Source organism: Mycobacterium sp. 852002-51961_SCH5331710, assembly GCF_001665535.1.
Lineage (GTDB): Bacteria > Actinomycetota > Actinomycetes > Mycobacteriales > Mycobacteriaceae > Mycobacterium.
Map to the genome: position 1 here is coordinate 1 of NZ_LZSQ01000069.1, position 19,530 is coordinate 19,530.

A 19,530-nucleotide genomic window follows, 5' to 3' on the forward strand; every position below is an offset into this window, starting at 1 on the left:
TTGACAGCTCGCACTTCACTCGGAGGTCTTCGTCATGTCACCACGCCACGCCGTACCTAACGTCCGTGGTCAGAACATCTAGCTTGCAGCAGCGGGCTCTTGAATTCTCTGCGTGAGGTGCTGTGTGCGGTGACTGCCGACGATCGCCTTCATTGGCGTTCTGTTGCCAGCGACCCGATTGAACGACTCTCCCAGTAGTAACAGTTGGCCTGAGTCGCGAAGAACCTCGACATCCCTTGGATCGTATTCGTATGACGGAGCGTGCTTCAAGCTGGTGTAGGCGTCCCAGAACAGTTGGCTCCACATGTCCAGTTGGTGGCATTACCCCGAGACCGTGGCTAAGAGACCGAAATCACAACTACCCGTTTGAAATTCAATAGCCCACAACTGACTAGGAACATAAGGGGTAACCGAGCTTCAACTTGGGTGCGATTGCTGAACAACCGTTTTTACTCAATCGTCACGTCGAGGGGCTCGCCCATCGGGCGGCCAGGAGTCGGTACCCGACTCAAGCGGAATATTCAAGGATCGAAGCAGGATCGAAAAGAGCCGCCAATTGGCGATCGCTCCGACAAGTTCGACCAAAACCGCGTGATCGCCATTGAATGCCTTGTGGCACGCGGCCCAGTTTTCCTCGGCAATGACCCCGTCACGTACCACATCATCGGTCGCCGCCAGGACCGCACGCTCGGCATGGCCCAGACGATTGGAACTCTGCCAGTCACGCACCGCCAGAAGGTCATCCGAAGCCACACCGAGCAGCGTCGCGATTCGCCAATGCTGTGTCCACTCATATACCGACCCCGTTACCCAGCCGATGCGCATGATGATCAATTCGCGTAGCCGGGCGTCGAGCACACCGTTAAATAGCAGCGCCTCAAGCATTCCGTACAGGGCCACTGCGAGGCTCGGCTGGTGAAGTGCCACGCGAAATACTGACAGTTCTGCCATCTCTGCGGGCAGCCCACACTCGGCAGCCCGCAGCCGGGCCTGCTCAAGGTCGAGCATCGGTACGCGTTCCGTTCTCGTCACGTGTGACCTTCCTCTGTTGAAGCTCCGCATGCTGTGAGGGCGTGGGCACGAAGACGTTGTGCAGGGCCGCACTCGATTTGGCATTTTCATCTGCAAGCGAACTGAGCAGCGGCGCGAGACCAGCGAATCCGGTTGATTCTCTTGTGATCCGGTCGAACGGCCAGCGGCGCGTGGCCAGAATCTCGAGGGCTGCCCGGTAGGCGGGATACTCCACGCCGAGTGCACCGGCGATGTGTAATTCCTTATACACCAGCGTGTCTGGTTCAAAGCCGGGCGCGCCGCCTCCGCCGCGGGTGCCAGCAACCACGACCCTGCCGCCAGGCCTGGCAAGGGCGACGGCGTCGGCGAACGCGGAGGGTGCTTTGGCGGTGACATCGATGACCACGTCGGCAAGCTGTCCGCCTGTCTCACGCTGGAGCGCTGTCACTGCATCGTCCTGCGATACGTCGATGGGCAGGTCGACACCGAATGATCTGGCTATGGCCAGTCGCTGATCGTCGCGTGGACCGATGCCGGTCATCGCGACGAAAGCGGCTCCCGCCTCTTTCGCCGCCACCGCCGCGCAGATCCCGCGGATGCCCGGTCCCAGTATCGCTACGATACCCCCCGCCTTGGTGTCGGGAAGAGTTTTCCCCCATTGGATACCGGCCCCGAGAGGGTTGAACAACGTGGCGAGAACGGGGTCCATGTCTTCGGCAATCGGGAGTAGCATCGCGTCCCACGGAAGCTCCACATGGGTGGCGTATCCGCCCCATAACCCGGCGCCGATCTCCACGTCGACGAACCCGAACATGGTGGCGATGCCGTTCACCGCACATCGCCGGTATTCGCCGCGGCGACACTCCGGGCAGTCTCGGCAGGACCGGAACACCTCGACGGCCACGCGCTGGCCGGCCCGGACGCACCAGCGTTCGCTGGCCGCATTGCCGACATGTTCGACGATGCCGACGATTTCGTGACCTGGAACGAATGAGAAGCCGGCAGGCAGGTGTCCGGTGAATTGTTCGTGATCTGTACCGCATAGACCACATGCTTCAACTCGCAGGATCGCACCGCGGTCACCGACGTCGGGGATGGTCATCTGGCGCCGCTCCAGATTCCGCGGTCCGGTCAACACCATGGCCTCGGCGATCATGGAAGCTCGAATCCCGTGGACGACCCTGTGTTTCGGAGGCAAACCGTTCTGCCAACGTACATCTCGCCCGCCATCGCCTCGGCAATCTGCGGATCGTCGCTGCGTGCGACGACTCTTCGCCCGTCGGACAGGTGCGCGATGGTCGGTGTCCATCGAGGTCGCCCGTCTCGGTCGTATTCGACCGTGTACCCGTCCACTGTCGCGCGACCGGTCGCCTCGTCGACGCCTGCGACGGCCAGCCGCGATGAATCGATCGGAGTTTGTTCGTCTGCCGTGTCGATCAGTCGCCACCCGGTTGGTGGAGGGGTGGCCGACCACACACCGACCGAATGTTTCGTCGAATACCAACCGAGGCCGGTGACGACGTCGTCCCCGCGATGGGTGACTTCGCCTACGCCGACCGCCACCGGAGTACGCGCTTCTACCGACAATCGATCACTCGCTCAGGGCCACGGGCTGTTGTGAGACACGAATGCGATGGTGTCATATCTGCAGTCAAGCCACAATGGTGTGCGCCCGCGGCATACTGGCTGTTGTGTCGACGAAGTTGGTGCGATGGGGTGCCGCCGCGCCGTCAGATCGTGATTCCGCTCGCGACCGATTGCTAGATGCTGCCGAGCGGTGCCTAGAGAGTTGCGGCGTGGTAGGCACGACCATGGAGGACATCGGCAGAACAGCGGGTGTCTCCAGGGCAACGGTGTATCGCTACTTCCCTAATCGGGAGGCGGTGATGTCGGGCGTCATCATTCGCGCCGCCGAGCGCTATCTCGATCGCATCAACCCCCGGATCGCGGAGCACACCGATCTGGGCTCCGCTCTCGTCGATTTCGTGGAATACACAGTTGAGGCCGCGCGCCGCGAAGAGATCATCGGATTGTTGTTCGGCAGCGACGAGGAACTCGCCGGCGTTGGCCTCGCGGCGGGGACCTCGACGTCACTCTTCGAACTCGTCACCGAGTTTCTCCGTCCCATCTTCAGGAGACACTGGAGTTACGTAGAACCGGGCGTCTCCGTCGACGACGCCGCCGAGTGGGTTCTCCGCACGATACTGAGCCTGCTGACTGTTCGAGGACCGCGGGAGCGCAGTCGTGACGGGCTCCGGACATTTCTTTCAAGGTTTCTCCTTCCCGCAATCCTGGCGAGCGACCATTGTCGACCGATGTGACAGACAAGGCGTAATGTCTCAACCACAGCTGAGGTAGGAGGCCGGACATGTCTGTGCAGTTCACCGCGTTCAACCAGCAGGTCGCTGAACAACTGCAGAGCGCAGCAGAAACCACGGGCGGGCTGGCCGGTTACCTCGGCTTCCGGCACACTGAATTCACTGCTGGACGGCTCGTCGCGGAGATGGACGCACGCGACGACCTGAAGACGCCTTTCGGCAACTTGCATGGCGGCTGCTTGTCGGCCATGGTCGACCATTGCCTTGGAGTGGTGTTTTATCCCGTGATTCCGATGGGATCCTGGGTCGCGACGACGGAGTTCAAACTGAATTTGCTTCGTCCAGTCTCCAGCGGAACCTGTGTAGCCACGGCTGAGATCATCTCGCTGGGCAGAACCAGCGGTGTGGCACGTATCGACATCTGCAACGACGGCAGAGCGGTGTGTGCGGCGCAGGGCACCGTCACCGTCGTCGCACCGAAGGCCATCTCTTGATGTCTGCAAACAGAGCACATGATTCGTCCGCTCCTGTCGTCGAGCGCGTGCCCACGGTGGATGGGCTCTCGCTGGCGGTCGACTTCTACCGCTGTGACGGACCGCGGGCGGTCGTGTTGCTCCTTCACGGCGGTGGTCAGAGCCGGCACGCCTGGGATGTCACCGCCCAACGATTGCATCAGCGGGGCTACACCGTTGCCGCCTACGACGCAAGGGGACATGGTGACAGCGACTGGGATCCAGACGGACGCTATGACATCGAACGGCTGGGGTCCGACCTGTTGGCCGTGCGCGCGTACGCCGGCTCCGCCCGCCCAGTTGCCGCGATCGGGGCATCGTTGGGCGGTTTGACCATCCTCGGCACGCACTTGCTCGCCCCATCGGAGCTATGGCAGGCCGTCGTCCTGGTTGACATCACTCCGCGAATGCAGATGCACGGCGCCCGCCGAGTCCTATCGTTCATGTCGGCCCATCCCGAAGGTTTCGACAGCCTAGAGTCGGCCGCTGACGTGATCGCCGCCTACAACCCGCACCGCCCTCGCCCCGAAAACGTCGACGGCCTTCAAAAAGTCCTCCGCCGACGTGGAGACGGTCGCTGGGCCTGGCGATGGGATCCGGCGTTTGCGACGTCGAATTTTCAGTTCCTGCAGAGTGATTCAGACGACGGCGCAGAGGAGTTCGAGATGATGAGCGCATTCCTTGTCGATGGCGCGCGACAGGTGTCCGCGCCGGCGCTGCTGGTCCGCGGCCTGCTGTCGGACATAGTCTCCGAAGAGACAGTGAAGGATTTCCTCACCTTGGTTCCCCACGCGCAAACCGTTGACGTGTCGGGCGCGGGCCACATGGTTGCTGGCGACAACAACGACGCATTCTCGACGGCGGTCGTCGACTTTCTCGACCGTACCGTTTGACGCCAGTCGTCGGGCTGCGCGGGAGATCCCAGTTCGCCACCTATTCTGCTCGTATGCCAACTGATTCGGCGCGGATGTCGTTTCGCCGACATATCCGCGAGCAGGTCTTGAGGGCGACACGGGAACTCACCATTGAGAAGGGCTGGGAACAAGTCCGAGTGAGTGAGGTCGCCGAACTTGTCGGCGTCTCCCGACCGACGCTATACAAGGAGTTCGGCGATAAGCAGGGACTTGGTGACGCGCTCGTGGTGGCCGAGGGTCAGCGCTTCCTGGAGGGTATCCACGCCATCCTCGCCGAACACACCGGCGACGTTCAGGGCGGCATCACCGCAGCGGTGCGGTTCACCCTGCGTGAAGCAGAAGCCAGTCCGCTCCTGAAGTCGGTGCTGACGTCCAGCCACTCAGGGGATGATCGCGCCGGTGCGCCGACGACGGGCGTTCTTCCTCTCCTGCCGACATCGGCGTCCCTGCTCCAGCTCTCCTCCGCGGCTTTGGTCGCGTGGTTTCACGACCACTTCGCCGATCTCGACTCCGAAGACGTCGAGGAGGTCGCAGACGTTCTGGTGCGGCTCACCGTGAGTCACGTCGTCCTTCCCTCCGCGGACATCGCCACCACGGGTGCGCGGATCTCGCGGGTGGCGCTCCGCTACCTCGGCGTTGGCTATAGATAGCTGTGACTTGAGCGGTCTTAGCCTCGATCCACTGACAATGGACTGTTTGTCGGGGTGTCGGGATAAGGAAAGTGCGTTCTGAGCTGGGAAGATTGATATTGTTCAGGCAACAATCGGTCCAGTTCGAGAACGGCACTTCCGGCGCGAGTGTCCCACACGTTCACCCCGCGGTCCGATGTGTTCGATGAGGACATCTGGTGTCGTGCGCGGGCCTGGTGCCGGTGATGGCGCTGGCTGAGCAGGCAGGCCTATCGGAGTTGTTGGCCAACAAGATTCACATCGCAGCTCCCAGGGTCAAGTCGAGGTCGGCCAATCCGGCTCCGAAACTGGCCACCCTGATCGCGAGCATGTACGCGGGCGCGGATTACATCGATGATGTCGACCTGGTCCGCGCTGGCGGCATAAAAACCCTTTTTCCGCCGGGTGTATCCCCCGTCAACGATGGGAACGCTGTTGCGGGAGTTCACTTTCGGTTATGCCCGCCAATTGGATTCGGTGCTGGCCGAGCATCTGGCCGGCTTGTGTGACCGGGTGAATCTGCTGCCCGGCGCGCAGGCTCGGGCCTTCATCGAACACCCGGGGAGAGGCGACGCTGCAGAAAGACGCCGCAAAGGTCGGGATCTCCGGACCCGCCGGGACAGCTCAATGTGGTGAGAGCCGAAACTCGCTCGGAGAGCGGCCGGTCCATCGCTTGAAGGCGTGTGAGAAGTTGGCGAGGTCGCTGTATCCGAGATCCGTGGCGATCTCACTCACCGATAGGGATCGGTCGAGTAGCTGCAGCATCGCGCGCTCGCGCAGGAATGCTTGGCGCAACTCGCGAAAGGTGGTCTCCTCTTCGGAGAGGCGCCGCTTGAGTGTGCTGGTGGACATCGACAGCTCATGTGCGAACCAATGTTTACTTCGGCGTCCGGGCTCCTTCTGCAGCAGCCGTCTCACCTTCTCCGAGAACGACGTGGTTTCGCTCCGCTGGTCGAGAGTTCGCTGCAGATCGACGATGGCGAGTCGGTATGCGACGGGATCGGAGAACCGGCACACCTCGTTGAGCGTGTCCGCGGGAACATGGAGGAAGGACATCGGAGCGTCGAAGAACAGGCGCCCGGCGGTAAGGTCGTCCTCGCGATCTTTCAAGGCGGCGGGCGCTGGCCAACTCAAGTGGAGTGTGAGGGTCGGCGCCGCACGGACGAGCATGTCCAGCAGTCGCAACAACGCCAACCCGGCGTACGTGACGGCGAGGCAGTCCAGGGCACGATCGCTGGTGTGTCCCCAGAGCCCGACGGTGAGGCCTTGGTCATCTGGATGAAACTGTGCTTTGACAGCCGTCGTGATCAACGGCAGATAAGTCAGCAGCTCTACGATCTCGGCCACTGAGCCCGCGCTGACCAGCGGAACACTCAGCGGGCCGAAGGACGTCAACTGTGCCTGTTCGGCTAACGCAAATCCGAGCAGCGTTGCCTGATCGATGTCTAGACCGGGGTACGCCTCACGAAACCACCGTAACGGGGCCTGGATATCACGCTGAATCAGCGTCGCCTCGTCGGTTCCTTCGCGAGCCATGATGTTGCGAAGCCGCGCGACGGCGTCTGGGTCAAACGCCGGGCTCTCGAGCATTTGCACGAATGCGAGTGGGGGCACACCCGCGTCATTGGGGTTCACTGACCATGGCCCCTTTGAGCCGAAATCACAAGTTTCTGACTCCGGCGAACATAGCCGCAGCGCTCATCTGGCGCAAGACTTGTGTCAAGTAACTGAGGACACGCAAGGAGCCTGGCTATGGCAGTTGTCACATTTGTCTCCCACGGCGGCGAGAAGTATGAGGCGCCTCTCGAGGAAGGTCAGTCACTGATGCGGGTCGCGACCAACAATGCGGTGCCCGGCATCGACGGCGACTGCGGAGGCGAAGCCGCGTGCGGCACCTGCCATGTGATCGTCGATCCGCAATGGTCCGATCGGGTCGGCCTCTCCGGGGCCAATGAAGAGGAGATGCTCGCGATGAACCCCGAGCGTCAGCCGACCTCCCGGCTGTCCTGCCAGATGCAGGTCTCTGAGGCGTGGGACGGTTTGATCGTCCATCTGCCCGAGTTCCAACTGTGATGACGAAAGAGAGGTGAGACGTGAGCAATATTCGCGAGGCAGTCACTGCCAAGGCTCAGGCAACAATTCCGATGGACCGAATAATCCAGGGCGCCCACCTCTACGACAGAACGCGGCGCTGGGTCACCGGCACCAACGGTGAAAAAATCTTCATCGAGCGACCGATCCCGCCGGCTGACGAGGTTGAACTGACCGACATCGACCTTAGCAATCCTTTCCTCTATCGTCAGGGTCGCTGGAAGTCCTATTACGAGCGCCTACGCAACGAGGCTCCCGTGCACTATCAGGCCCACAGCGCGTTCGGCCCGTTCTGGTCGGTGACGCGGCATGCCGACATCGTGGCCGTCGACAAGAACCACGAGGTCTTCTCCTCCGAGCCGTTCATCGTCATCGGGAGCCCGCCGCGCTTCCTCGACATTGCGATGTTCATCGCGATGGACCCCCCAAAACACGACCGGCAACGGCAGGCTGTCCAGGGTGTGGTCGCACCGAAGAACCTGCGTGAGATGGAGGGCCTCATCCGCGAGCGGGTGGTAGACGTGCTCGACGCTCTGCCGCTTGGCGAACCGTTCAACTGGGTGCAGCACGTCTCGATCGAGCTAACCGCGCGCATGCTGGCCACGCTGCTGGACTTCCCGTTCGAGCAGCGGCGCAAGCTCGTCCAATGGTCCGATCTCGCCACCTCCATGGAGCAAGCCAACGGTGGGCCCTCGGACAACGACGAGATATTTCGCGGCATGGTCGATATGGCTAGAGGTCTCAGCGCTCACTGGCGGGACAAGGCAGCCCGGACAGCTGCCGGAGAGCTGCCCGGCTTCGATCTGATCACCATGTTGCAGAGCGACGAGAGCACCAAGGACCTGATCGATCGCCCGATGGAGTTCTTGGGCAACTTGGTATTGCTGATCGTGGGTGGCAACGATACGACCCGCAATTCCATGAGCGGTGGTGTTCTGGCGCTGAACGAGTTCCCTGACCAGTTTGAGAAGCTGAAGGCGAACCCCGAGCTGATCCCCAACATGGTCTCGGAGATCATCCGGTGGCAAACCCCGCTCGCGCATATGCGCCGGATCGCCAAGGCCGACACTGTGCTCAACGGGCAGTTCATCCGCAAGGGCGACAAGGTCCTGATGTGGTACGCCTCGGGCAACCGCGACGAGCGCGTGTTCGATCGGCCCGATGACCTGATTATCGATCGGGCCAACGCCCGTAACCACATCTCCTTCGGTTTCGGCGTGCACCGCTGTATGGGTAACCGGCTGGCCGAGATGCAGTTGCGGATCCTGTGGGAGGAGCTGCTTCCGCGGTTCGAGAACATCGAGGTCGTCGGTGAGCCCGAGTACGTGCAGTCCAACTTCGTGAGGGGGATCAGTAAGCTGATGGTCCGCCTCACCCCGAAAGGTGGCGCATGACCGTGCAGCGAGCGGTCATCGCGGGGGCCAGCCACGCGGGCACCCAGCTCGCCGCCAGTCTTCGCCGAGAAGGGTGGGACGGCGAAATCGTCCTCGTCGGCGATGAGTCGGCGTTGCCCTACCAGCGGCCCCCGCTGTCCAAGTCGTACCTGGCCGACAAATGCGAACTGGCCGAACTCGCGATCCGCAACTCGGATTTCTACGCCAAGCAGCGGATCCGACTCCTGGATGCGACGGTGGCGGCGGTCGACCGCTCGGCTGGTCATGTCGTGCTGAGTACCGGCGACGCACTGCCCTACGACAAGCTCGCGCTGTGCACTGGCGCCCGGCCTCGTCGGCTCCCCACCCCGGGAGCGGACCTGGCCGGAGTCTTCTACCTACGCACCGCCGCGGACGGCGAGATGATCCGAGAGGCCGCCGGCCCCGGGCGTCGGGCGGTGATCGTCGGCGGCGGCTACATCGGACTGGAGACAGCCGCCTCGTTGCGTGCACTGGGTCTGGAGGTCACCCTGCTCGAGGCGACCGGGCGCGTCCTTGAACGGGTCACCGCCCCGGAGGTATCGGAGTTCTTCGACCGGATCCACCGGGAGGAGGGCGTCAACATCCGGACGGGCACGCTGGTCGAGGCTCTGTCCGGCGACGGCAGGGTCCGCGAAGTAATCCTGGCCGGTGGCGAATCAATTCCCGCCGACCTCGTCATTGTCGGCATCGGCGTGGAGCCGAACACCGAGCTCGCCGCCACCGCGGGCCTGGTCGTCGACAACGGCGTCGTGATCGACGATCAGGCCCGGACTAGCGACCCCGACATCGTGGCCGCCGGGGACTGCGCCAGCCACGACATGGCCCGTTACGGCCGTCGCATCCGCCTGGAGTCCGTGCCGAGCGCGGCCGAGCAGGCCAAGGTCGCCGCCGCGACCGTCTGTGGGAAGTCCAAGAAGATAGCGGCCCTTCCATGGTTCTGGTCAGATCAATACGACCTCAAGCTCCAGATCGCCGGTCTCAACACCGGGTACGACGAGGTCGTCCTCAGCGGCGACCCGACCCGGGAGCGCGACTTCACCTGCTTCTACCTCCGTGCCGGCGAGCTTCTTGCCGCCGACTGCATCAACCGTCCCCGCGACTTCATGTTCAGCAAGCGGGTCATCACGCAGCAAGTCGCCGTCGAACGGGCCGAACTGGTGCTCGCCGGCTCGGACTGAGGTGCCGGCGGTGCGTAGGCGGTGGGAACGACGACGGCGGATGCGACGCGTGTCTTGGAGAGGTACTTCAGTGACAATTGCCATCCAGCCCCGCTGGCAAAGGAACGCTAGCGGCTGCCCGGCGGTCGCCTTGGCGCAGCGCATCAGGACCTAGTGGGGTTTCCCAACGAGCATGACGATTCTTTCCGGAGGAGCAGCGTCAGAAGTCGGTGCCTGTTCTGTTCTGTTCTGTTCTGACAATGAGGTTAGTTGAGGTTGACGGTGGCGGTATTTAGGGACGAGGACGAGGTCTATGCCTTCCTGGGCGGGATCTTTCGGCGGGGTTTGGAGAAGGAGGGTCTGGCGGACAAGCTCGCGAATTCGGGTGTGGTGTTGCGGGTGCATTACACAGATCCGGATGCGGTTGTGACGGTGGACATGCCGAACAAGGTGGTGGAGACCGGAGCGGCCAGTACCGCGGTGCCCAACGTGGAGTTGTTCATGTCGGCAGACACGGGGAACAAGTTCTGGTTGGGGAAGGTGAACTTGACGATGGCGATGGCCAAGGGAACGGTACGTGCGAAAGGTCCGGTGCCGAAGTTGATCAAGTTGATCCCGCAGGCCAAGAACCTGTTCCCCGAGTACCGGTTGATGCTGGAGAGCCAGAATCGGCAGGACCTCATCGATGCGTGACCCTCGCCTCACCGCGGGCTGTAGGGCGGGTGTGCGATGAGGAGCACGATGCAGGACGTTGCGTTGACTGTGCCCGCGATCGTGGCCCATGCTTCGGCAGTCCATGGCGATCGCGAGGTGCTGACTGCGCGCGGACCCCGGCAGATCTCTGGGGTGTCCTATCGCGAGGTGGGTGAGCGTGCGGCACGGTTGGCAAATGCTTTGCGCCAGATCGGCATCCGTGGAGATGAGCGTGTCGCGACGCTGCAATGGAGCAACCAGGAGCATCTGGACTGTTACGCGGCGGTGCCGTCGATGGGCGCGGTGCTGCATACGTTGAACCTGCGGCTGCCGCCGGAACAGCTGACGTGGATCGCCAATCATGCCGAGGATCGGGTGATCATCGTCGACAGTACGGTGCTTGCCCTTTTGGCGGCGGCGTTGCCGTCGATGACCTCGGTGCGCACGGTGCTAGTGACCGGAACCGGCGATCTTGCCGCGGTCGAGGGGTGCGGAAAGGACGTCCTACGGTACGACGATGTGGTGGCCGCCCAGTCGAGTACGTTCGAGTGGCCCGATGTCGATGAGCGGTCGGCTGCAGCGATGTGCTATACGAGCGGTACCACCGGGCACCCGAAAGGTGTTGTCTACAGCCATCGTTCGACGTGGTTGCACTCTCAGGCGGCGTGCACCTCGAATGCCTTGGGCATCGGTCATGACGACACGGTGTTGGCGATCGTTCCGATGTTCCACGCCAACGCGTGGGGGTTGCCGTATGCGGCGATGATGGCCGGCGCGCAGCTTCTGCTGCCTGACCGTTTCGTGCAGGCGGGGCCTTTGGTGGAGATGATCGAGGCGGTGCGGCCGACGATGGCGGGGGCGGTGCCGACAATCTGGACCGATGTTCTGCATTACTTGCGCGACAATCCTGGCCATGACGTGAGTTCGCTGAAGATGGTGGCCTGCGGTGGTTCGGCGGTTCCGCGGTCGTTGATGACCGCCTATGACGAGCTGGGCATCCGCATTGTGCAGGCTTGGGGGATGACTGAGACTTCCCCGCTGGCCTCGGTCGCTCTGCCGCGGAGTTCTGATACCCCGGAGAGGTCGCTTCACCTGCGCGCAACCCAAGGCCGGGTGGTGGCCGGTGTGCAGGCCCGCATCGTCGATGACAGCGGTGCAGAACAACCGTGGGACGGAAAATCGGTGGGGGAGATTCAAGTCCGCGGCCCGTGGATCACTCAGTCGTATTACGAGAATGACAGTCCGGCGGCGTCGCCGGACGGGTGGTTGCGTACCGGGGACGTCGGGACGATCAGCGCGGACGCGCTCATCGCGCTGACCGACCGCTCCAAGGATGTCATCAAGTCCGGGGGCGAATGGATCTCCTCGGTGGAATTGGAGAACGAGTTGGCCGCTCACCCTGCGGTGCGCACCGCCACGGTGATTGGAGTGCCCGACGACAAGTGGCAGGAACGGCCGCTGGCGGTGGTCGTCCTGGCTGCCGACCGCACCGCCACCGCGGCGGAGCTGACCGAATTTCTGCGTGCGCGGGTGGCCAAGTGGTGGCTACCGGAACGGTGGGCGTTCGTCACCGACATTCCGCTGACTTCCACTGGCAAGTTCGACAAGAAGAAGCTGCGCCGCCAGTTCGCCGACGGTGACCTCATCATCGAGACGCTGGCGTGAATCATCAATCCACTGCGACCGAAACACTGACGTTAAGGAGACACACATGAAGACACGTGCTGCAGTGCTGTGGGGCCTAGGAGAAAAGTGGGAAGTCGAGGACATCGAGTTGGATCCTCCCGGCCCCGATGAAGTGCTCGTCCAGCTGACCGCGACCGGGTTGTGCCATTCCGACGAACACCTCGTGACCGGCGACCTGCCCATTCCGCTGCCCGTCGTCGGTGGCCACGAGGGTGCCGGCACCGTGGTCGAAGTGGGTGCGGGTGTCGAGAACGTCGCCGAGGGCGATTCGGTGATCCTGACGTTCCTGCCGTCGTGCGGGCACTGTTCCTATTGCGCGCGGGGGATGGGGAACATGTGCGACTTGGGTGCCGCGCTCATGATGGGACCCCAGATCGACGGCACTTACCGTTTCCATGCCAGGGGTGAGGACGTCGGCCAGATGTGCCTGCTGGGCACGTTCTCGGAATACACCGTGGTCCCCAAGGCGTCTCTGGTCAAAATCGACCAGGGGACACCGCTGGACAAGGCGGCGTTGATCGGGTGTGGTGTGACGACCGGGTACGGGTCGGCGGTGCGCACCGGTGAGGTGCGTGCCGGGGATACCGTGGCGGTGATCGGAGCCGGTGGCATCGGCATGAATGCGATTCAGGGTGCCCGCATCGCGGGCGCGTTGAACATCGTGGCTGTCGATCCGGTGGCGTTCAAGCGTGAACAAGCCGGCGGTTTCGGTGCGACGCATGCCGTTGCCACGATCGACGAGGCCTGGTCACTGATCAGTGACATCACCCGCGGCAAACTCGCCGATGTCTGCGTCTTGACCACCGATGTCGCCGAAGGGTCCTACATCGGCGAGGCGCTGTCCTTGGTCGGTAAACGCGGCCGTGTGGTCGTTACCGCGATCGGGCACCCCGAAGACACCTCGATGTCGGGTTCACTGCTGGAATTGACGCTGTATGAAAAGCAGATCCGCGGCGCTCTGTACGGTTCTTCGAACGCCGCCCACGACATCCCGCGGCTCGTCGAGCTCTACAACGCCGGACACCTCAAGCTGGATGAGCTGATCACCCGTGAGTACACCCTCGATCAGATCAACGAAGGCTACGCGGATATGCGATCGGGCCGCAACATCCGAGGACTCATCCGATTCTGATAAAGCAGCCGAAGCGCGGGAGCGCGACCACGGGAGCAAGCGAGCTGAGTACAACGGTTGAGTGCTGCGCGTCTGTGGCTCTTACCGTTGACGTGTTGATGCAGGACTAGCGATCGAAAGTCAATGTGCCCCATCGCCATAGGCTGTCGAGATGCGCGGCTGAGGTTGGCTGCGGTCACGCGTGTTGGTGTTGGCACCTACTGTCAGCCGGGAAGCCGTGATGAAACGTAGCTTTTGACGAGTCTCAACAGTGCTACTGACAAGGAAGGAAGCGGCGATGACGAGGATTCAAGTTCCCTATCCCCATAGGAGGGGAGGGCACTGTGGTTCCGGTGCGCTTCGTGACCTTACTGAATGGGCCCAACTCGGATGGGGGACAGAAGCACTCAGTGAAGGATTGGTCTTCACCCTCGGCGGAGTCTTGGACTTCTCGTACGTCCGCTCTACGCAGTTGTTCCCCCAGGTGTACCTGGTAGGACGAGGAAGCGACCTGGAACAGGATTACCTCTCCCGGGTTGGCGCAAAGTTCGTCGTGCGATCGACCGATGACCCGGACGTGGGATGGGCATTTGTGACCGACGAAATCGACAAAGGTCGACCCGTCATGGTCTGGGCTGACATCGGCGAACTTCCTTACCTGCGCGTCCGATTGCACATGAGCCGTCACGACATTGTCATCACCGGATACGATGACGAACAACGGGTCGCCTATGTGGTCGATAATGACCGCGAGACAACCCAGACGGTGGCCTACGACGACCTACGCCGGGCGCGGTCCTCGGTCGGGTTTCCCACACCTACCCGGCACACCACATATCACGTCGACTGGCCAGAGCGAGTGCCAGACCTTGGGCCGATCGCGGCCGCTGCACTCGCCGCGAGCGCAGCGTTCATGCGCGGCGGTGCCGTAGGTGCGCCGCTACTGCGCATCGAGGCAGCTGAAGTCGAATCTTCCGGTTTGAAGGGTGTGCAGGACTTCGCCGATGACGTAGGGCATTGGCCAACGCTGTTCGATGACGATGCCCTGACCGCGGCATTGTTCGGGCTCGGGGCGTTCATCGAGAAAGCCGGTACCGGCGGCGGGCTCTTTCGTACGCTGCAGGCAGACGGTTGCCAGAACATCGCCGATCTCCTAGATGACGCCGCCACTGCCGAAGCGGCTGCCGCGGCCCGACATGCTTCCAAAGCGTGGTCTACGCTTGCGGCCGCAGCCACGGATGCCGGCACATCGCTACGGAGTCGTAGTCTAGCTGCGGCCAAAGTCGCCGCGACGATCCCGGACGCCGAAACGCGCCTCGTCGAAGCCCTCGAAACGGCCAGTCGATCCGTTGGCACTGTCGATACCGGCATCGAAGCTCATCTGAAAGGCTATCTGTGAGTGGCACTTCAAATCAATCGAGTTTCCTGAAGACTACTGGTTTCTCGATTGGCAGCATGACGATGTTCAGCGCTTCGCCCAGAACGCGGTCGGTGACGTTCGTGACCCTTGTGCAGAAGGCGAGGTTGACCGTCACCGCTGTGGGGGACAGGATTTGGTATGACCCCTATAGCACCGACGACGACCCCGAGCATTATCGGGCGAGCTATGCGGCGACAGCGTCGAGGGCGTATTGCGGGGCAGGACCAAATGGCTGATAGTGACGGAACTGGAAGGTGTACCGCAGCGATGATCTCGGCGGGCTAACGAGTCCTTTACATACTGTCTTCGGGCGATCAGCCCAGCCGACGTCGGCGCAGTTCTTCAGTCGCATGGTGGTCCATGCACTGCGTGGTCCTATTTAGGAGGATTTCGTCATCGACGAGCAAGCGGAAGAAGATTCGGCCATCGCGTGGTGGCATAACTTTCAGAATCGTGTTATCGCCGCCGACGGCGACTACCTCGATGCGCACCATCCGTGGTGCCTTGGTTGCGGCACAGACAATCCGCACGGTCATCGCCTGCGAGCGCGTCGGCGTGGCGACGGGGTGGGCGCCAGGCATATCTTCGACGGCCGACATCGCGGCGCACCCGGGATCGCACATGGCGGCGCAGTCATGACGGTTCTTGACGACACGGTGGGCATGCTGCTCTACGTCGTCGGTGAGATGGCCGTCACCCGTAAGCTCGACACCGAGTTCTTCGCGCCGGTATTGCTGGGGGTTCCCTACGAGGTCAGCGCGGAGCTCGTGTCCAGAACCGGCCGGAAACTCGAAGTGCGGACAGAATTGCGCGAGGAAGCCACCGGCCAGCTGGTCGCGTCCGCGTCCGGGTTATTCGTCGTCGTCACGCTGGATCACTTCACTAGCTCCATACAGAAGGCGTCGTCAATACGCTGCACTGCGCGACCACCCTGGGAAGGATGACTCAACCCGTAAATCTGCTCATTTTTCAACCGGCGCAGGCTGCTCAGGATTGAACCGGGGCCGACAGGGGGTTTGCTAAGCAAACGCGTACTCGACCACATCGTGGTGTACCAGCCTTCGGTAGCGTGACGCCGCAGCGTGTCGGCGAAAATACCGCCGGTCTCATCTGTTGTGGCCCGCCGGGGAGTTGATATCGACCTGGATGTGCGAAGCGGCCGGGTCAGGTTTCTGGCCGAGGGTATACAGGCCAAGACTGCCGAGAAAACCCGCACAATGCTCGATAAGCACTTCGGTCGATAGGTTTAGTTGTCCGTCTATCCAGCGACGGAGAATCTCGAACAGGCCCCCGACACCGTAGGTAGCGGCGAGATCTGCGACCTGAATCACCTCGCTGGGTATATCGAGATGCAGGCGGGCCTCTCTGAGGACGAGCTCCGCAAATTCGGACATCAGTTCGCTTCGCAGCTGCCGAAGCAGGGGTTCAGCGCCCGATTCGACAAACAATATGCGGGCCATGCTGGGATCGTTCTCGATCATCTGAACCAGGGCCTTTATCGGAGCGTAAGCGAGTTCTTGAGGAGCAACGGTGTCATCCGGTATCGCCTTGGTGATCACGGCTTGGAAGGTGGTGGAGATCTTGGTGAACATCGCACGCAGGAGCGCGTCTCTGTCGCGAAACTGCTGGTAGAAGTACCGGCTCGTCACTCCTGACTCCGTACACACAGCGGTCACGGTGCACGCGGCGGCTCCCTGCTTGCCCATGAGCGCGACCGCGGCGTCAATCAGCAGTGCGCGGCGCTGCGCATCGCGTTGAGTTGCGGACAGCCCGCCATAAACACGTGCTGGACTCATGCCCTACATTCTGGCAGTCTCATGTGACAAGGCCTAAAGTCAGATCACGCAACGGAGGAAGGACCCCGTCAAGATGCCGGAAGATCGAGCCTCGACCAAGAGCCGTGTATTGCCAAAACCCCGGCGCGTTCGTTTCCCCATGCCCACCTCCACGAAGCGGCGACACTTCGTGGATGGCGACCTGGTGATGAGCCATTTCATCTCGGTGCTTTCTGCGACCTTCCCGGAAGGGGAAGACTTCTTCATCCGCTCGGTCAAGTATTTCCAGAGTTCCATCGACGATCCCCAATTGCTGACAGCGGTCAAGGGTTTCATCGGGCAAGAGGCCACACACCGACACCAGCATCGGCTCCTCAACGAACGGCTCCAGGCCATGGGTTATCCGACCGCGCGGATCGACCGCCACGTCGCACGCCTGATCAAGCGATTGGAGCGGCGCTTTTCGCCAGAAATGCGGCTGTCGATGACCTCTGCATTGGAGCACTACACCGCGACGCTCGCTGAAATCATTCTCACCAGCGATGACGCGCAGAAGCTCATCGGACAGACAGAGGTTCGACCGATTCTGCTGTGGCATGCGTTCGAGGAGTCGGAGCACAAAGCCGTCGCCTTCGACGCCTATCGGCTGATTGGAGGCACCGAGCGCACCCGCGTACGGGGCATGCGGATCGCCTCTGCAATTCTGTTCGGCGAACTCATTCTGCAGACTGCGCTGTCGATGGCCTCTGACAAGGCCTCGTATAACCCGGTCACGTTGGTGCGTAGCCTACGTCGCTTCAGTCGCACCCCGATGTTCACCGCCGATGCGCTGCAGCGATTCCGTTCGTACAACCGCCCCGGCTTCCACCCTGATGATTGGGACAGCACCGCGGTCCTGGAGCGATGGAGCAAGGAACTGTTCGACCAAGACGGCTCACAGAAGGTCATCGCTCAGCCGGGGTAGCAAAAGTGCGTGAGGAGGGCGACGCAGAAAGACACTGTTTCTGCGTCGTTCCTCCAAACAATCGACAGCGCGCCTGTCGTCACGGATTGGATGCCCGGTGGCGGGTCAAGGCGACAGTCATACAGACAAGTGCAGTCGGCCTCGAAACTCACGGAAAGGTTAAGCCTCAGCCGCTGACGACGTAGCGTTGAGCCAAGGTTTCAGCCAGTCGGCTCGTGTGCGCGACCACTTCCTTTTCGGTCACCGCGAGCAAACCGGAGTGCCAGGCCGTGATGACTTCGACGAACCCCCCCACCGCAACCAAAGTGTCCATACGAAGGGCCGTCTCGTCGGCGTCTTCTCTGAGATGTGGCCGGCTTGCCTCGACGACCAACTGCGTTGCCTCCTGCAGCGCCACAGCGCGGCGATCTTGCAGCGGTGAGCTACCTACATGCTGAGCGAGGAGGATGTGCGCCCGGCCAGGATCGCGTGCGATCCGGTCGACCACGATGGCGATCGCCGCGGTGATGGTTTCGATCGGCGGCCGATCCACACGCTCGTCGAAGAGCGCGGAAACCTCGCCGAGCATGTCATTGCGAACGCCATCCCACGCTGCGACGAGAAGATCCTCGCGCGTCTTGAAGTCCTCGTAGAAGTATCGATCGTTGAGCCCTGTCCGGGCGCACACGCCGCGCATAGTCACTGCGGCCCAACCGCTCTCACTCCAAATCTCGGTCGCAGCCTCGATCAATTGCTGCCGTCGCTCTGCTCGACGCTCAGCACCGGTCCGACCACCCCAGCGCGTGTTTCTCGACCGCACATCAAACATCTTGACAAAACGTCGGGCTCACGACCAAACTGGTGGCATGCGACACCAATGGTGGCTGATGCCCCCAAATCAATGGTCTCCCGCACCGGAAATCAGTGTCGCGATCCGAAAGGCAAGCAGATGAGGTTCTTGCCGTTCGGTAGTTCACCAGGTAGAACCCACCGCGCCCACGCAGTAGTCACAGGCGCAGGGAGCGGTATCGGCCGCGCGTTCGCCGTTGAGCTTGCACGCCGAGGTGGACGTGTTGTGTGTGCGGACAAAGACCCCATCACTGCGAAAGAGTCGGCCGAGTTGGTGAGGCAGGCCGGCGGCGAGGGTTTCGACGTCGTATGCGACGTCACCGACCTTGAGCAGGTCCGTAACCTCGCTGATGCCAGTGAAGACTGGTTTGGCAAGGCGGCGAGCCTGGTGATCAACAACGCCGGAATCGGTGCGGGCGGCAATCGCATCGGCGCTACGTCGGTCGAGGACTGGAACGCTGCGATTTCTGTCAACCTTTGGGGTGTTATCTACGGGTGCGAGACTTTCGTTCCCCGGCTCCGGAGCAACGGCCGTGGCGGAGTGATCAATGTGGCGTCCGCCGCGAGTTTCGGCTCGGCGCCCCGAATGGGGGCATACAACGTGAGTAAGGCCGGAGTGCTCGCTCTGTCCGAGACCTTGGCGGCCGAACTGAGCGGTACTAACGTCAATGTCACAGTGCTTTGCCCCACCTTCGTCAAGACGAACATCGCCAAAAATCCTCAGATTGAGGAGTCGGCGGCGAAACTCGCGACCAACCTGATGAGGTGGACCGGCATTTCGCCGGATCAAGTGGCTCGAACGACCTTGAACGCGCACGATCGCGGACAAATCTATGTAGTGCCCCAACTGGACGCGAAAATTTTGTGGCAACTGAAAAGAGCTTTACCCGGTCAGTTTACGCGGGCGTTGGGGCTGGTGGAGCGCGTGGCCTCATGGAACGATCCAGCCGAACAGAGGGAGCAGTGA

20 protein-coding genes and 2 pseudogenes are annotated in these 19,530 nt (G+C 62.1%); 15 read left to right on the top strand and 7 right to left on the bottom strand.

The features are described 5' to 3' along the window. Nucleotides 1-453: 453 nt before the first annotated feature. From A5752_RS11270 to A5752_RS11280, 3 genes and pseudogenes are all read right to left on the bottom strand, one after another. Nucleotides 454-1,032 carry a carboxymuconolactone decarboxylase family protein gene (locus tag A5752_RS11270; RefSeq protein ID WP_012394838.1) on the bottom strand — a complete coding sequence of 193 codons (579 nt, stop codon included), beginning with the start codon at nt 1,030-1,032 and terminating at the stop codon, nt 454-456. After that, on the bottom strand, nt 995-2,167 hold the full coding sequence (locus A5752_RS11275; RefSeq protein WP_012394837.1) for a zinc-dependent alcohol dehydrogenase: 1,173 nt from the start codon (nt 2,165-2,167) through the stop codon (nt 995-997). Before A5752_RS11275 ends, A5752_RS11270 begins: the two co-directional genes overlap by 38 nt. Further along, nucleotides 2,164-2,532: pseudogene (locus A5752_RS11280) on the bottom strand (TLP1 C-terminal extension domain-containing protein); the annotation flags it as partial. The gene A5752_RS11275 and the pseudogene A5752_RS11280, both read right to left, overlap by 4 nt. Before the next feature lie 275 nt (nt 2,533-2,807). On the opposite strand from A5752_RS11280, the gene A5752_RS11285 reads away from it, so the two are divergent. From A5752_RS11285 to A5752_RS27975, 5 genes and pseudogenes are all read left to right on the top strand, one after another. Then, the gene (locus A5752_RS11285; protein ID WP_008256180.1) at nt 2,808-3,332 is read left to right on the top strand and encodes a TetR/AcrR family transcriptional regulator; all 525 of its coding nucleotides are present in this window, start codon (nt 2,808-2,810) and stop codon (nt 3,330-3,332) included. A gap of 53 nt (nt 3,333-3,385) precedes the next feature. Further along, nucleotides 3,386-3,823 (top strand): PaaI family thioesterase, encoded by a 438-nt coding sequence (locus A5752_RS11290; RefSeq protein ID WP_041325313.1) that lies wholly within the window; start codon nt 3,386-3,388, stop codon nt 3,821-3,823. Beyond that, the gene (locus A5752_RS11295; protein ID WP_012394833.1) at nt 3,823-4,734 is read left to right on the top strand and encodes an alpha/beta fold hydrolase; all 912 of its coding nucleotides are present in this window, start codon (nt 3,823-3,825) and stop codon (nt 4,732-4,734) included. The genes A5752_RS11290 and A5752_RS11295 overlap by 1 nt, the downstream gene beginning before the upstream one ends. A gap of 92 nt (nt 4,735-4,826) precedes the next feature. Continuing rightward, a complete protein-coding gene (locus A5752_RS11300; RefSeq protein ID WP_172827193.1) occupies nt 4,827-5,405 on the top strand; it encodes a TetR/AcrR family transcriptional regulator in 579 nt (192 codons plus the stop codon). A gap of 147 nt (nt 5,406-5,552) precedes the next feature. Continuing rightward, nucleotides 5,553-5,978: pseudogene (locus tag A5752_RS27975) on the top strand (IS1380 family transposase); the annotation flags it as partial. A gap of 69 nt (nt 5,979-6,047) precedes the next feature. On the opposite strand, the gene A5752_RS11305 reads toward A5752_RS27975, so the two are convergent. Beyond that, the gene (locus A5752_RS11305) at nt 6,048-7,013 is read right to left on the bottom strand and encodes a helix-turn-helix transcriptional regulator (RefSeq protein ID WP_046188922.1); all 966 of its coding nucleotides are present in this window, start codon (nt 7,011-7,013) and stop codon (nt 6,048-6,050) included. A 162-nt stretch (nt 7,014-7,175) separates the two neighbouring features. On the opposite strand from A5752_RS11305, the gene A5752_RS11310 reads away from it, so the two are divergent. The 7 genes from A5752_RS11310 to A5752_RS11340 all read left to right on the top strand — a co-directional run bounded on the left by A5752_RS11310 (nt 7,176) and on the right by A5752_RS11340 (nt 14,975). Then, on the top strand, nt 7,176-7,496 hold the full coding sequence (locus A5752_RS11310) for a 2Fe-2S iron-sulfur cluster-binding protein (RefSeq protein WP_012394830.1): 321 nt from the start codon (nt 7,176-7,178) through the stop codon (nt 7,494-7,496). A 71-nt stretch (nt 7,497-7,567) separates the two neighbouring features. Continuing rightward, nucleotides 7,568-8,908, top strand: coding sequence for a cytochrome P450 (locus A5752_RS11315; RefSeq protein WP_046188902.1), 1,341 nt, complete (start codon nt 7,568-7,570; stop codon nt 8,906-8,908). After that, complete coding sequence (locus A5752_RS11320) at nt 8,905-10,107, top strand: NAD(P)/FAD-dependent oxidoreductase (protein ID WP_012394828.1); 1,203 nt, start codon at nt 8,905-8,907, stop codon at nt 10,105-10,107. The genes A5752_RS11315 and A5752_RS11320 overlap by 4 nt, the downstream gene beginning before the upstream one ends. Nucleotides 10,108-10,368: 261 nt before the next feature. Then, the gene (locus tag A5752_RS11325; RefSeq protein WP_016889191.1) at nt 10,369-10,779 is read left to right on the top strand and encodes an SCP2 sterol-binding domain-containing protein; all 411 of its coding nucleotides are present in this window, start codon (nt 10,369-10,371) and stop codon (nt 10,777-10,779) included. Between the two features lie 48 nt (nt 10,780-10,827). Continuing rightward, nucleotides 10,828-12,444 carry a fatty acid--CoA ligase gene (locus A5752_RS11330; RefSeq protein WP_082963843.1) on the top strand — a complete coding sequence of 539 codons (1,617 nt, stop codon included), beginning with the start codon at nt 10,828-10,830 and terminating at the stop codon, nt 12,442-12,444. Nucleotides 12,445-12,490: 46 nt separating this feature from the next. Continuing rightward, nucleotides 12,491-13,597, top strand: coding sequence for an NDMA-dependent alcohol dehydrogenase (locus tag A5752_RS11335; RefSeq protein ID WP_012394825.1), 1,107 nt, complete (start codon nt 12,491-12,493; stop codon nt 13,595-13,597). A gap of 277 nt (nt 13,598-13,874) precedes the next feature. Then, on the top strand, nt 13,875-14,975 hold the full coding sequence (locus tag A5752_RS11340) for a BtrH N-terminal domain-containing protein (RefSeq protein WP_042789224.1): 1,101 nt from the start codon (nt 13,875-13,877) through the stop codon (nt 14,973-14,975). A 335-nt stretch (nt 14,976-15,310) separates the two neighbouring features. On the opposite strand, the gene A5752_RS28210 is transcribed toward A5752_RS11340, so the two are convergent. Continuing rightward, entirely contained in the window at nt 15,311-15,595 is a 285-nt protein-coding gene (locus A5752_RS28210; protein WP_012394823.1) for a hypothetical protein, read from the bottom strand. Here A5752_RS28210 and A5752_RS28170 point away from each other — a divergent pair. Further along, entirely contained in the window at nt 15,563-15,940 is a 378-nt protein-coding gene (locus tag A5752_RS28170; protein WP_016889187.1) for a PaaI family thioesterase, read from the top strand. The genes A5752_RS28210 and A5752_RS28170 overlap by 33 nt on opposite strands. Nucleotides 15,941-16,102: 162 nt before the next feature. Here the strand turns inward: A5752_RS28170 and A5752_RS11360 are convergent, their stop codons facing one another. Continuing rightward, the gene (locus A5752_RS11360) at nt 16,103-16,792 is read right to left on the bottom strand and encodes a TetR/AcrR family transcriptional regulator (protein ID WP_012394821.1); all 690 of its coding nucleotides are present in this window, start codon (nt 16,790-16,792) and stop codon (nt 16,103-16,105) included. A 73-nt stretch (nt 16,793-16,865) separates the two neighbouring features. Between A5752_RS11360 and A5752_RS11365 the strand changes: the two genes are divergently transcribed. Continuing rightward, on the top strand, nt 16,866-17,735 hold the full coding sequence (locus A5752_RS11365; RefSeq protein WP_012394820.1) for a metal-dependent hydrolase: 870 nt from the start codon (nt 16,866-16,868) through the stop codon (nt 17,733-17,735). A 166-nt stretch (nt 17,736-17,901) separates the two neighbouring features. Here the strand turns inward: A5752_RS11365 and A5752_RS11370 are convergent, their stop codons facing one another. Further along, on the bottom strand, nt 17,902-18,534 hold the full coding sequence (locus A5752_RS11370) for a TetR/AcrR family transcriptional regulator (RefSeq protein WP_074319847.1): 633 nt from the start codon (nt 18,532-18,534) through the stop codon (nt 17,902-17,904). A 129-nt stretch (nt 18,535-18,663) separates the two neighbouring features. Here A5752_RS11370 and A5752_RS11375 point away from each other — a divergent pair, with 129 nt between their 5' ends. Then, nucleotides 18,664-19,530 carry an SDR family NAD(P)-dependent oxidoreductase gene (locus A5752_RS11375; protein WP_012394818.1) on the top strand — a complete coding sequence of 289 codons (867 nt, stop codon included), beginning with the start codon at nt 18,664-18,666 and terminating at the stop codon, nt 19,528-19,530.